The 13,603-nt window shown below is 57.3% G+C and carries 12 protein-coding genes; 5 read left to right on the forward strand and 7 right to left on the reverse strand.

Translation table 11 applies throughout. The annotated features are described in order from the left end of the window. Positions 1-42: 42 nt before the first annotated feature. On the forward strand, positions 43-1,011 hold the full coding sequence (locus tag BY454_RS05055; protein WP_104415762.1) for a tRNA dihydrouridine synthase: 969 nt from the start codon (positions 43-45) through the stop codon (positions 1,009-1,011). 44 nt (positions 1,012-1,055) lie between these two features. Here BY454_RS05055 and BY454_RS05060 read toward each other — a convergent pair whose 3' ends face one another. From BY454_RS05060 to BY454_RS05070, 3 genes are all read right to left on the reverse strand, one after another. Then, on the reverse strand, positions 1,056-1,460 hold the full coding sequence (locus BY454_RS05060) for a bacteriohemerythrin (RefSeq protein ID WP_104415761.1): 405 nt from the start codon (positions 1,458-1,460) through the stop codon (positions 1,056-1,058). 157 nt (positions 1,461-1,617) lie between these two features. Next, positions 1,618-2,109, reverse strand: a complete 492-nt coding sequence (locus BY454_RS05065) for a methylated-DNA--[protein]-cysteine S-methyltransferase (RefSeq protein ID WP_104415760.1) — start codon at positions 2,107-2,109, stop codon at positions 1,618-1,620. A 54-nt stretch (positions 2,110-2,163) separates the two neighbouring features. Further along, a complete protein-coding gene (locus tag BY454_RS05070; RefSeq protein WP_104415759.1) occupies positions 2,164-2,538 on the reverse strand; it encodes a hypothetical protein in 375 nt (124 codons plus the stop codon). Between the two features lie 275 nt (positions 2,539-2,813). On the opposite strand from BY454_RS05070, the gene BY454_RS05075 reads away from it, so the two are divergent. The 3 genes from BY454_RS05075 to BY454_RS05085 are packed head-to-tail and all read left to right on the forward strand — an operon-like array spanning position 2,814 to position 8,496. Continuing rightward, a complete protein-coding gene (locus BY454_RS05075; protein WP_181049650.1) occupies positions 2,814-4,172 on the forward strand; it encodes an efflux transporter outer membrane subunit in 1,359 nt (452 codons plus the stop codon). Beyond that, positions 4,169-5,380 (forward strand): efflux RND transporter periplasmic adaptor subunit, encoded by a 1,212-nt coding sequence (locus tag BY454_RS05080; protein ID WP_104415757.1) that lies wholly within the window; start codon positions 4,169-4,171, stop codon positions 5,378-5,380. Before BY454_RS05075 ends, BY454_RS05080 begins: the two co-directional genes overlap by 4 nt. Next, complete coding sequence (locus BY454_RS05085; RefSeq protein WP_104425541.1) at positions 5,377-8,496, forward strand: efflux RND transporter permease subunit; 3,120 nt, start codon at positions 5,377-5,379, stop codon at positions 8,494-8,496. The genes BY454_RS05080 and BY454_RS05085 overlap by 4 nt, the downstream gene beginning before the upstream one ends. Here BY454_RS05085 and BY454_RS05090 read toward each other — a convergent pair. From BY454_RS05090 to BY454_RS05100, 3 genes are all read right to left on the reverse strand, one after another. Further along, positions 8,493-9,512, reverse strand: a complete 1,020-nt coding sequence (locus BY454_RS05090) for a sodium:calcium antiporter (RefSeq protein ID WP_104415755.1) — start codon at positions 9,510-9,512, stop codon at positions 8,493-8,495. The genes BY454_RS05085 and BY454_RS05090 overlap by 4 nt on opposite strands. Before the next feature lie 84 nt (positions 9,513-9,596). Then, the gene (locus BY454_RS05095; protein ID WP_104415754.1) at positions 9,597-9,929 is read right to left on the reverse strand and encodes a DMT family transporter; all 333 of its coding nucleotides are present in this window, start codon (positions 9,927-9,929) and stop codon (positions 9,597-9,599) included. A gap of 126 nt (positions 9,930-10,055) precedes the next feature. Beyond that, positions 10,056-12,152 (reverse strand): TonB-dependent siderophore receptor, encoded by a 2,097-nt coding sequence (locus BY454_RS05100; RefSeq protein ID WP_104415753.1) that lies wholly within the window; start codon positions 12,150-12,152, stop codon positions 10,056-10,058. Positions 12,153-12,462: 310 nt separating this feature from the next. Here BY454_RS05100 and BY454_RS05105 point away from each other — a divergent pair, with 310 nt between their 5' ends. Beyond that, positions 12,463-12,789, forward strand: coding sequence for a DUF3135 domain-containing protein (locus tag BY454_RS05105; RefSeq protein ID WP_104415752.1), 327 nt, complete (start codon positions 12,463-12,465; stop codon positions 12,787-12,789). A 98-nt stretch (positions 12,790-12,887) separates the two neighbouring features. On the opposite strand, the gene BY454_RS05110 is transcribed toward BY454_RS05105, so the two are convergent. Further along, positions 12,888-13,586, reverse strand: a complete 699-nt coding sequence (locus BY454_RS05110) for a TSCPD domain-containing protein (protein WP_104415751.1) — start codon at positions 13,584-13,586, stop codon at positions 12,888-12,890. Positions 13,587-13,603 lie beyond the last annotated feature (17 nt).

Genomic DNA, 13,603 nt, shown 5'->3' on the forward strand with positions numbered 1-13,603 from the left:
CAATCCCTGAGCACACCTGCCAGATTACTTTGTGGAGCCCCCATGCGAATTATCCTTGCCCCGATGGAAGGGCTGGTTGATGCCCCGATCCGCGAGACGCTGACCCGCGTTGGAGGCATAGATCGCTGCGTGACCGAGTTCATTCGCGTGACCCACGGCATGCTGCCGCCCCGCATCTTCTACAAATACGCGCCGGAACTGCACAACAGGGCGTTGACCGAGGCCGGTGTGCCGGTGGCGGTCCAGTTGCTGGGGTCCAATGTCGAGATGATGGGGCTCCACGGTGCCAGGGCCGCAGAGCTGGGCGCAGGGCAGGTGGATATCAACTTTGGCTGCCCGGCCAAAACCGTCAATAAACACAAGGGCGGCTGTGTTCTCATGCGCGAGCCTGAACTGATGCATGAGATTGCCTCTGCCGTGCGCCGGGCCACACCGCAGGCGGTACCGGTGACCGCCAAAATGCGGCTGGGCTATGAGGATCGTTCCATGGGAGTGGCCTGTGCCCAGGCCCTTGAGGCTGCTGGTGTATCGGAAGTTGTCGTGCACGCGCGTAGTAAGGTTGACGGTTATAAGCCACCCGCATACTGGGAAGACATCGCACGGGTGAGGGAAGCGGTCAGCACTCATGTTATTGCCAATGGCGACATCTGGACGGTGGATGATTACTGGCGTTGCCGGGAAGTATCCGGTTGCGACGATGTGATGATTGGCCGGGGGCTGGTTGCGCGCCCGGATCTGGCGGCACAGATAAAGGCGTCGCAGAGGGGGGAAAGACTGCCGGCAATGACCTGGCTACAGGTGGTGGAGTTGGTCCGCGACTACGCGGCGGCCTTGCAGCTGCGTCTTGAAGACCGGTTTGTCACCGGTCGCATCAAACAGTGGCTGAATTATTTGCGGCTGGCCTTTTCGGAGGCTGAGGCGCTTTGGCCTCGCGCCCGAAAGATCAGGGAGGTGGCTCCCATGCTGGCTTGTCTTGAGGAGGTACATGGGCCGGTGCAGGCAAGTATGTAGCTCCTTTAAGTGGCCCTTTTATGTAACTCTTTCATGTAACTCTTTTACGTAACGCCGTGGGCTTTGAAATGCTCAACATAGGCTTTGTCCACTTTCAGGATGTGGTGCGTCAGCCATTCTTTCAGCAGAGTCAGGGTTTCATCACCGGCTGACTCGCCACTTTCATGGCGATCGAGCAGGTCCATGATCTGACCGGTGAACTTGTTGTGCTCTGCCTTGTGCGCTTCAGTTTCCGGGTAACCCAGTCGGTTGAAGAGATCTTCCTCGACGATGAAGTGGTTCATGGTGTAATCCATGAGGGCTTCCAGAATGTCGCCAATCTGTTGATTGGTGGCACCAGCTTCCATGGCGTCATGCAGTTCGTTGGTGGTGTCCACCAGCCACTTGTGCTGCTCGTCGATCTCCCCGATTCCAACCTCAAGTTCCTTACTCCACGGCCAGAACGTCATCGGTGTGCTTCTCCTGAATTCCTGATTTTTTTATGTACTGCCAACCTACATCCTATGGCGGTGGCCGAAGCGGTATATTGACAGACGTCAATAGAAGGTCGCCTGTGGCCGAGACCAATGGATGAGTTGCCTGTCAAATGACAGCAAAGAATCTGTGTTAGTGATCGGGAGTAGTGGCTTCACGCGCAAGCAGAGTCTGCTTGCGATCTGCCCCCCAGCGGTAGCCTCCTGGGGTTCCATCGCTACGTACGACACGGTGGCAGGGAACGAGAATGGCAATCCGGTTGGCCCCACAGGCGTTAGCCACCGCACGAATGGCGGAGGGTTTGCCGGCGTTCCGGGCCAATTGGGCGTAGCTCAGTGTTTGTCCGGGGAGAATGTCTGTCAGGGCTTGCCAAACGCGTTGCTGAAACGCGGTGCCCATCAGGTCGAGCGGCAGATCCGGTGGCGAGGCTGAAGGAACCTCAATAAAACGATGCACCGTTGAGAAATAGGGGGAACTCGCTGGGTCGATCTTCTGGAGGGGGTGGTCAGCGAAATCCGCTTGTAACGAGAGAATCAGTTGGTCAGGGGTGTCGGCCAGCCCGACCGCGCAGATGCCTCTGTCGCTCCAGGCCACCAGAAGCTGGCCCAGAGCGCAGGAACCCATGCTGTAGCAAATCACTTGGGTTTTCCCCCAAGTGATTGGCGCATGTTGTATGACTTAGTCGGCGTAGCCGTCTTCGGTCGGATCATAGACAATACGATACACCTGGAAGGTGCGGGCGCCAAAGCCGGTACCGCCAGTGAAGGTGATGCGGCCTTCGTCTTTGTAAATAGCTTCGGTGCGCGCGGCGTCACTGCCATAGTAGAACGGAATGAAACTCTTACCGGTGATGTAGGCGGTGGTATCGGTTGGGTAACCAATCAGATCATAGACCTGGGCTTCCGGCATGCCGATTTCGATCTTGGCGAATTTACTGTCTTCCGGGATATCTCCAATAATGCCGCCATTGGCAGCCTGTCCACCGGAACTTGCACAGCCAGCCAGAATCACACTCAGGATAATCGCCATTGCGGGCGCAAATGCTTTCTTCATCCGTTTTCTCTCCCTGTGGGGGTTATTGGTTTCCAGTACGTTCGTTAAAACGAGTTAATATCATGCCTAAGTTATGGAGATATCGGAAGTCTCGAATGCAACGACGCTCGTAACTAACTCCTAGGGTTTTATCCGACAATTTGTAAAAGATTTTCCTGAGTTCTTGAAAAGCAGAAGGGTGGGTGCAGAATGACGACGTTTCCCAATTTTCACCGGTCCACCGTTGGAACAGGATTTCCATGCCCAGTTTGTGTATGACAACGAGATTGCGTTTTTTGCTATTGCTTATACCGGTGATTTTGGGGGGATGTGCCACCAGTCCCGGTTCATCAGAACCGCAAACCGACATCACGGATGATTTTTCCCGACGTGGCGAGCTGCCGCTGAATAATCAATGGTGGCAGGCTTTTGGTGATCCCGATCTCAACCAGTTGGTGAAGGATGCCCTGGCCGGCAACTTCAGCCTTGCCGCCAACTACCAACGTTTGTTGCAGGCGCGCGCGACGGCCGAACGCCAAGCCGCCGGATTGTGGCCGTCGCTTGATGCCAGTCTCGGCGCAGAACGACAGGAATCGGAGACCACCAGCACAGACACCTTCAGCACCTCTCTCAGTGCCAGTTACGAAGTTGATTTGTGGGGGCGGGTACAAGCCCTGACCGAGGCCGAGGAGTTGCGGGCTGCGGCCAGCCAGTCCGACTACGAGGCGGCGGCCGTATCCTTGAGTGGCGAGATCGCCAACACCTGGTTCCAGCTTGTCGAGCAACGTGCACAACTGGCTTTGGCCCGGGATCAGTTGCAGACCAACCTGGATGTGCTCAGCCTCATTGAAACCCGGTTTACCGCCGGGCAGAGCGGCAGCCCCGATGTGCTGCGCCAGCGTCAATTGGTGAGCGCTTCCCGGGAGCGCCTGACGACCCTTGAAGGCGACATCCGCGTTCTCGAAAATCAGTTGGCCGTGCTGACCGGCCAGCCCCCCCTTAGGGCCACACTACCGGAATCGGCCCGCTTGCCGTCGCTGCCGCCTTTGCCACAAACCGGTGTGCCGGGTGAGCTGGTTCAGCGCCGCCCTGACGTGCAGCAGGCCTGGCGGCTTGTGCAGGCGGCGGATCGCGATCTGGCCGCCGCCATCAGTAACCGGTTTCCGCGGCTTTCCCTGGAGGCCTCCATCAGCAATCGGACAGACACCGCCCGTGAACTGTTTGATAACTGGCTGGCCACCCTGGCCGGCAACCTGGTGGCGCCACTGGTGGATGGCGGCGAGCGGCGCGCTGAGGTAACCCGCTCGAGAGCCGTTTTGGAGCAGAGGGTGCAGGAATACCGCCAAACCGTGTTGACCGCCATCCAGGAAGTGGAAGATGCCCTGACAACGGAGCATCAGCAACAACAACGCCTGGAGCGACTTGAGCAACAGATCGACCTGGCCGGGGCCAGTTACCGCCAGCTTCGCACCCGTTACCTCAATGGCGCGGTCAGCTACATCGAAGTGCTGAACGCGCTTCAGGACCGGCAGGATTTGCAGCGAACCCGGCTCACCGCCCGGCAACAGTTGCTGAATGCCCGGGTTGCATTGTATCGCGCCCTGGCCGGCAGCATTGAGCCGCAGAATGACCGAATGGAGAGCAACCAGACATGAGCCATCCCATTGACGACAATGCAGCTCGCCCTGAAAGGGGACGAGCGGGTTTTCTGAAGACGGCTTTCATCACCGTATTGATTGTGTTGGCGGGTGTTGTCCTGGTCTGGTTTATTTTCAAGACTGAGCCTACGGCAACCCGGGGCGGCGGGGCGGCCCGCGAAACGGCCATGCTGGTGGATGTTCAGACGGTCAGGCGCGGCCAGTACAGTCCCACCGTCCAGGTTATGGGCGAGGTAATGCCGGCGCGGGAGGTGACCCTGAATGCACGGGTAAGCGGACGTGTGGTCCAGCAGGCCGAGGCCTTTACGCCGGGGCGTTTGGTTGCTTCTGGCCAGGAATTGATGCGTATTGAGCCGGCTGACTATCAGATTGCACTGGAGCAGCGTCGCAGCGAACTGCAGAAGGCATTGGCTGACCTGGAACTGGAGCAGGGACAACAGGCTGTCGCCCGCCAGGAATTTGAGCTTCTGGGTGAGGATATTCCGGTTGAGAACGAAGCGCTGATCCTGCGCAAACCACAGCTTCAGCAGGCCCGGGCCACCGTGGCAGCGGCGCGGGCGGCCGTTCGCCAGGCCGAGCTTAACCTGGCACGTACCCATATCCAGTCGCCATTTCCTGCCCAGGTGTTGGCCAGGGAGGTGACCCTGGGGTCTGAAATCAGTACGGGTGAAGCCCTTGGGCGCCTGGTGGCAACCGATGAGTACTGGGTGGAAGCCACAGTGCCCCTGTCGCAGCTTCGGTGGCTTACCTTCCGAGACGAGTCAAAACCTGCCACAGCGGTAACCCTTTATCAGGATAGTTGGGAGGATGGCCAGCAACGGAAAGGGCGCCTGCAACAGCTGGTTGGCGAACTGGACAGCAACGCCCGTATGGCCCGGGTTCTTATTGTGGTGGAAGATCCGCTAGGGCTGGACGAGGCCCAAGGCAGTCCCGGGTTGATTCTGGGCAGTATCCTCAAGGTGAAAATTGAAGGGCGCCCCCTGGAAAACGTGGTGCGCCTGGACCGGGATCTGATCCGCCGAAACAACACGGTTTGGGTTATGGAAGACCGGACCTTGGCCGTTCGTAAGGTAGATGTCGCCTTCATGGATGAAAACTTCGCGTACATTCGTGATGGGCTTTCGGACGGCGACCAGGTCATCACCAATGACCTGGCATCCGTAGTGGATGGCGCCAAGCTTCGACTCGAAGGTGAGCAGCCATGAGTGGTGATTCCAGACGCCAGGGCTGGATAGGCCCCATTGAATGGATGGCCCGCAATTCGGTCGCCGCCAACCTGATGATGATTCTGTTGTTGGCCGGTGGTTTCTGGATGGCCACCCAGGTTCAGAAAGAGGTATTTCCGGAATTTGAGCTGGACATGGTCCAGGTCACGGTGAGCTACCCCGGTGCTTCGCCCTCGGAAGTGGAAAAAGGCATCTTGCTGCCGGTGGAAGAAGCCGTTCAGGGTATCCAAAGCATTGAGGAGATGTCGTCCACGGCCCGGGAAGGCACTGGACGCATTCAGCTTGAGCTGGTGTCTGGCAGCAACCGCATGCAGGCGTTGCAGGACATCAAGCAGGCGGTAGACCGGGTTCGAACGTTCCCGGAGCAGGCAGAAGAGCCGGAAGTGCGACTGGTCACGCCTACCCGGGATGTGCTGGAACTCGTGTTGTTCGGCGATGTGGACATCTGGACTTTGCGACAGCTCGGGGAGCAGGTTCGCAACCGGCTGCTGGCGGAAGATGCCATTACTCAGGCCTCCATCAGCGATGTCCCGGCCTACATGACCAGCATTGAAATCCCCCAGGACACACTGCGCAAATACAACCTGACCCTGAGGGACGTGGCCAGCCGTATCGAGCAATCCAGCCAGGATATTCCCGCCGGTTCCATGGCCACCGATAACGGCGACATACTGCTGCGCCTGAAGGAACGTAAACAGTGGGCCGATGCCTTTGAAGGCATTGTATTGCTAACCGCCGACTCTGGCGGAACGGTAACGCTCGGTGACATTGCCACCGTACACGACGGTTTCGAGGAAGGAGGATTTCACTCCCGTTTCAATGGCTTGCCATCGGTAGAGATCGAGATCTTTCGTACCGGCGACCAGTCGCCCATTGAGATTGCAGACTCCGTTGAGAAGGTCATGGATGAGCTCAAGGTGACACTGCCGAATGTGGTAAACGTGCGCATCGACAGCAACCGGGCTGAACACTTTGAAGACCGCATGACCATGCTGCTCGAGAACGGAGTGATGGCCATGGTCATCGTTCTGGTGATTCTCAGCCTGTTCCTGGAATACCGCCTGGCATTCTGGATCATGATGGGCATGACCGTTTCCTTCGTAGGCAGTGTGTTTTTCCTGCCGGTCATGGACGTCAGCATCAATATGATCTCGATGTTTGGCTTTCTGATGGTCCTGGGGATTGTGGTGGATGACGCCATCGTGGTGGGCGAAAACATCTACGAATATCGGGAGCAGGGTATGACCTTTATGCAGGCGGCCATTAAGGGCGCCCAGGACATCGCCGGCCCGGTCACTTTCAGTATTCTCACCAACATCGTGGCCTTCCTGCCGCTGTTGTTCATTCCCGGCGTGACCGGCAAGTTCTGGTGGCCGTTGGGCGTGGTGGTCATCCTGGTGCTGGCAATCTCACTGATCGAAGCGCTGTTTATCCTGCCGGCCCACCTGGCGCACAGCGGGCGGGGTACGGTCACGATCTATGGCCGGACCATGCATGCCGTGCAACGGGTTTTCTCCCGTGGCTTCCAGGCGGTGGTGGATCACGGCTACAGGCCTTTACTGGATCTGTCACTGCGCTTTCGGTACGTAACTGTGGTGATGGCGCTGACCATTATGGTGGTTTGCGGCGCCTATGCGGTGAGCAGCCATATGGGCATGATCATGATGCCCGAATCCCCGGCCGATGAGATTGAAGCAAACGTGAGTCTGCCGGTAGGAACCACGCCTCGCCAGGCGGGTGAGCTTGCCATGGAAATTACCCGCGATACCCAGCGGCTGTTTGAAGAACACAATCTGGAACGCAACGCCGAGGGCATCAAGACCAACGTGCGGGGTGATCGTTACATTGATGTGGAGCTGGTGCTGCGCCCGGAGCAGGAGCGTGACATGACGGTCAGCGAAATCGTCGAACTCTGGCGCAACGAACTGCGTGATTTCAAGGGCGTCGATGAAATCACGTTTGCCGCGGAACAGGGCCCTGGTAGCTGGCGGCATGACATCAGTGTCGACCTGAGCCACACCGACATCGACATTCTGGCCCAGGCCAGCGAGCGCTTTTTCCAGGAACTTGAGCAAATCAGCCAGACCCGGGATGTCAATGACAGCTACACCGTGGGCAAGCCCCAGTTCGATATCAGCCTGACGGATGAGGGTAGGGCACTTGGCTTGACCGGCGCCGAGGTTGGCCGCCAACTGCGCGATGCCTTCTATGGCGCTATTGCCATGCGCCAGCTGCGTGGCATCAACGAAAACGAAATCCGCGTACGCTTGCCTGAATACCAGCGCCAGGACCTCTATTATCTGGATAACTTCGTGATTCGGACGCCGGAAGGCCAGGAAGTTCCGCTGATGGATGTGGCAGAGGTAATCATCAGCGAGTCGTTCCGATCCATTGACCGTCGCGACGGTCGTCGGGTAATCACCGTGGGCACCGACGTAGAGCCCAAGGCCGCCATCGGTCAGGTGCTTGAAGTGATAGAGAATGAAATTTTGCCGCAACTTCGGGCGGACTTCCCCGGCCTGACCTGGAGTTTTGAGGGCAGCCAGGCCGATATGCGTGAATCCACAGCCGCCCTGTGGGGCGGTTTTGGACTGGCCATGGGCGTGATTTACGCGTTGCTGGCGGTGGCCTTTGGCAGTTACCTGCAACCGCTGGTGGTGATGCTTGCCATTCCGTTTGGTGCGGTCGGCGCCATCATCGGCCACATGATCCTGGGCATGGAGCTGTCGCTGGTCAGTATCATGGGCATCGTGGCGCTTTCCGGTGTGGTGGTGAACGATTCATTGATCATGGTCACCCATGCCAACCGCCAGAGGGGGCGCCTGGGTGCGTCGGATGCCATTTACGAAGCCGGACTGCGCCGCTTCCGGCCCATTTTGTTGACCACGTTAACCACCTTTGGTGGCCTGGCGCCGATTATCACCGAGACTTCCCTGCAGGCGATTTACCTGATTCCGATGGCTGTCTCCCTGGGCTTTGGGATTGTCTTCGCGACCCTGCTGATCCTGTTTTTGGTGCCTTGCCTGTATCTGGTGCTCGAAGATCTTAAGAGCCTTCCCGCCCGGGCAAGGCGCACTCAGGCGCAGGCCTCTTAACCACTGACAACCACAAGGCTGAGAGCCAGGGCATAGACAACCAGAATCAGTGCGCTTTCAAAGCCAATCCGGCCGATGCCGTAGACCTCGCGGCGGACCATGCCCATGAGCAGAATGGCCGTCATCAGGATACTGATCAGCCCCCATGCCATCTGGATGGGCGCCATATCGTGGTAGATCGAACCGCCAGGGTAACCAACGTCTGCCGCTGCCACCACCAGCATGTTGAAACAGTTGGTGCCGAAAATGTTGCTCACGGCGAGGGTGAGAGCATTGCGGCGAATGGCGGCGATCGTGGTCACCAGTTCTGGTGAGGAGGTGGCAAGTGCCGTGAACAGACCCCCAATAAGGGTCTCGGATAGTCCTGTCTGATCACTGATGATCTTGGCACTTTCCATCAGGGCCCAACCCGAAATACCTGTAATAACAGCCAATACGATAAAGCTGACCCAGGCTGTTACCAAGCTGCCATGGTTCTCCGTGGTGGGCGTATCTGGCACTGTCTGTCGGGTGTGGCGTGGGAACCACATGGGCTTGGTGTCGGCGCTACGAACGAGATATAGACCGGAAATGTAACCAACAACCAATACCGGTGTTACCGGATGAACGCCCCACACCGAAATTTGCGGGCTGGCTATGGCCAGCAACGGCAGCGCCAGCAATACAATCAGTAGGGCGGCCAGCATGAGGTTCGATGACGACGCTGCTGCGTGTTCCAGATTGGCCTTTCGGTAGATGATATCCGCGATGCCCAGGAACACCAGGTTGGCGGCCATGCTCCCCATCACGTTACTCATGGCCAGATCCGGCCGGGAATCCAAGGCTGCACTTAACGTGGCGGCAAAGTCGGGGAGGGAGGTTACACCCGCCAGAAGGAAGATCCCGAACAGCACCTCGCCCAGGCCGGTCCGGTCTGCCAGTTCATCAGCTGTCTTGGCCAGACGGCTGCCGGCCAACACAATAACGATGGCGCTTAAAGCAAAGGTAACAATGCCGGCAGTCAGGGATGTGGGCATAGACCTCCCGCGATGACGAAGTGTGTGTCACTGCTTTCATGGAATGTTTGGCCCATGTCCTAACGGTAACAGGTTTTTACGGGGTTAGTGCGCGGATGTGCTGGAAAAAAGGTTGATAACCAAGACGCCTGAGAGAATCAGGGTCATGCCAATCACCGCTGGGGCATCCAGTTTCTGCTGGAACACCAGCCAGCCAATCAGTGAGATCAGCACAATTCCAAGGCCTGCCCAGACCGCATAGGCGACGCCCACCGGAATCACCTTAATAGCCAGGGCCAGGAAGTAGAAAGCGACCACATAGCCGACTACCACCAAGGCTGTAGGCGCCAGGCGGGTAAAGCCTTCACTCGATTTCAGGGCCGAAGTGGCAACGACTTCAGCAACGATGGCCAATGCCAGAAACAGCCAGCTTTGCATCGGGACCCCTGTCTTGAACCTGATTGAAACAGGCGCAGAGTCTAACATACCCGGGATGGCAGCTTTGGTGATAAAAAACCCGCAAAGAGTTTGTCTCTGCGGGGGTATCACCAGAGAGGGTTAAATCTAGAAGCGGTACCTTGCATTTGCATTCACAGTACGCCGTTCGCCGTAGCCGCAGTCAGCCCCTTCAGAACGACACCAACTGATGTATTCTTCATCCGCCAGGTTTTTGGCATCCACGCTGAAATCCCAGTTGTTCCATGTGTAACTGACCATGGCATCGTAGAGTGTTACGGATGGGACGGTGGGGCCGCCGCCAGAGCCGACATTGTCGCCTACATAGCGGACACCGGCACCCAATCGCCAGTTGCTCGCGATGTAGAGCTTATTCCACCAGGAGGCCTGACGCTCTGCCACGTAGGGCAGACGGTTTCCGCTGGAAGCGTCTTTGGCGTTCATTTCCGTGAAGGCGACCTGCGTTTCGAAGCGGTTCCAGCGTTTGTTAAGTTGAAACTCCCAGCCATGAATAACTGCACCAGTCTGTGCCACCCCGCCGGGAGTGCTGCCGTCGCTGATGCGATTTTCCTGGGTGATGTCAAAATAGGCGACAGTGGCACCCAACGACCGATCCGGGGACACATATTTGATACCGGCCTCCTGCTGCTCGCCGGTGGTGGGCTTGAGTGTATTGGCCTCTGCGGTCCCATCAGTGCCGAGGTTCATGCTGAAGGCCTCCGCGTAACTGAGGTAGGGCGACAGGCCATTTTCAAAACGGTACATGACGCCGGCCCGGCCGGTCGTTGCTTCTTCCTCGCTGATGGTATCTGACCCGGTGACCGCCAGTTTCCGGTTCTCGGCCCAATCATGGCGAAGGCCGGCGGAGATGATCACCGGACCGATTTCAATGTGGTCCGCAAGGTAAAGTCCAACCTGTTCGACTTCATTATCAGCACGGTCTGACGGGTTGATAACGCTGGCATTCAGGTTGCCGTATTCCGGGTTATAGACGTCGAAAGTGCCACCTTGTCCGGCACCATAGTAATAGTTGGACTGCTCCCAAAGAGCATCCTGACGGTCCGCCCCTACAATCAGCTGATGCCGGGTGGCGCCGAGCTCAAGATCGCCTTCCAGGCGGGCATCAACGTTAAAGATTTGAGTGCTCGCATCTACGGTATAAATGGTGCGTTCTACTTCGCCATTCGCGTCCGGCACGTCACCAATCTGAACCCAATGCTCCCGGGTTTCCGCGCTGGAATCCGTATAGCGGGCTGTTGCAGCCACTGCCCAGTCACCGTTTAGCTGGTGATCAAAGAATAGGGTCGCTTCGGTTTTTTCGCGATCATAGCGATCCCAGCCGGGCTCACCGACAAAGCGATCAGAACCAATGTACCCCTGGGAGCCAGGCTCCAAGGTGCCTTCCTGGGGCAGAAACTGCGCGGAAATCTGTCCGATATTCTCCTGGCGATTAAGCAGAAGCGTTATGCTGGTATCGTTGCTTGGCCGCCAGGTGAGGGAGGGGGCCAACACATAACCGTCGTTTTCCACATAATCGACTTGGGTGTCGCTATCCCGACCCAGGGCAACCACCCGGTACAACACATCGCCGTTTTCAGTGGCCGGGCCGGTCACATCCACGGCCAGTTGCTTGCGGTTGAAGGTGCCATACTGAGCCCAGATTTCGCCGCCTTGCTCCGCTTTTGGCAATTTGGAAACCGCATTGATAATGCCGCCGAGGTCACCCTGGCCGTAAAGCGTGGACGACGGGCCTTTCAGCACTTCAATGCTTTCCAGAGCGTAGACGTTGGTTCGCACGGAGTTGTAGGAGCCGTAAATCTGCCGCAGGCCATCGACATACCGACCTGCATCCACACCCCGCACTTTGGCGGAGTCAATGCGGGTGTCAAAGCCGAAAGCGCCAGCATAGACGCCGGGGGTGTAGAGCAGGGCATCCTGGATGTTCTTGGCGCCGCTATCTTCAATAAACGTCCGGTCAATCACCGACACGGAGTAGGGTTGGTCCTCTACGGGAACGTCCATTTTCCCCACCTGGGGCTTCCTTTCCAGAGGCATATAGTCAGGAGCAGTAATGGCGTCTGATACGATGTCCAGTGTGTCGAGAGTGGTGGCGTCTTCAGTCTGTGACTGAGCCATGGCGAGCGAGCTGGCCCCAAGCAGAGAAACGAGCGCGATAGAACCGGAGCGCCGAGAGGAGGCTTTCATAGCATTGTTAACCTTCAGTCATGAATTGTAGTAGCGAATGATAATGATTCGCAGTACATATTCAACCACTATCTTTGCCTGGCTGCTTATCTGTGCGATTGGAGTGAATAAAAATGACCGGCGAATGCACTCATCCCTATAGAAGATCAGCTTGATTCTGTATCCCGTCAGGGCTTAACTGATAGTGTTCCGGTTTTTTTCCTGCCAGGGACTGAGAGTAGGCGAGTTTTCACTGTCGAATGCGGGTTACAGGGACAGTTGTTTTAAAGGGAATGCCATCATTGCTTGAATCCAGGAATGGAGGAAAGTTATGGATATGCCCGCGTTCGACGAGCTTAGGGAGCTGGCTCAGCGTGACCCCATTGGCTTCGAAGCATTACGTGCGGAGCTGATTGAAGATTTTATTCAAAGGAGTCCGGAGTCCAGCCAACGCCGCCTGCGAGGGTTACAGTTTGTGATTGACGCCAGGCGCCGGACAGCTGGTAGCCCCATGAAGGCGATGATGCTCATACAGACCATGATGTACGATTCGCTTTACAGTCTGCAGCAAGCCTTGTTGTTTCAGAGCCAACCGGTTGCGCCACCGATTGAGGCAAGCTCTCGAGTCCTGCCATTTCGACGGCCAGCATTACACTGACTTGGTGAGCGGTCCACCGGGCTGCCATCAGGACCCCGAAAACAAAAAAGCCCGGGGTGCTTGCCCCGGGCTTTTTGCTTTTTCAGCGGCGGTTTAATCTAACCGCACTTGCTGTCACCACAAGCCAGGCAGGTGGCGCAGCCGTCCATCACGATCACTGCCTTGGTGTTGCACTTGCCGCACATGGTGGCATTGGGCGGGTAATCGGCGCTGGTGTCGTCGTTGGTGGCCGAGCTTTGGCTGGCTTCAAACTCAGCACGCTTTTCGGCGAGGATGCGCTTGGTGGTCTCGCTCATTTCCTCGCTTTCCAGCAGGCCGATGGCCTTCAGGTGCTTCTCGATCACGGCGCCAATCTCGGCCACCAGGGACGGCATGAACACGCCGCCTTTCTTGAAGTAACCGCCGTTCGGGTCGTACACGCTGCGCAGCTCTTCCACCAGGAAGGTCACGTCGCCACCCTTGCGGAACACTGCGGAGATAACCCGGGTGAGGGCGATAACCCACTGGAAATGCTCCATCGACTTGGAGTTGATGAACACTTCGTACGGCTGCCGGCTCTCGTGATCCGTATCCTCGTTGAGCAGGATGTCGTTGATGGTGATGTACATCGCATGCTCGGCCACCGGCGGCTTGATCTTGTAGGTGGTGCCCAGCAGAAAATCCGGCCGTTCGATGTTTTCGTTCATCTCCACCGGCTTGGTTTCTGCATGCACCGGTGCTTGCTTTTCGGTCGGGGTTTCATCTTCGGCTTTCTTTACGCGGTAGCCGACGATCTTGTTGGTGATTTTTACTGTCATGTCGTTTTTCCTGTCTG

Source organism: Marinobacter persicus, from assembly GCF_002934325.1.
In the GTDB taxonomy this organism is placed as follows: domain Bacteria; phylum Pseudomonadota; class Gammaproteobacteria; order Pseudomonadales; family Oleiphilaceae; genus Marinobacter; species Marinobacter persicus_A.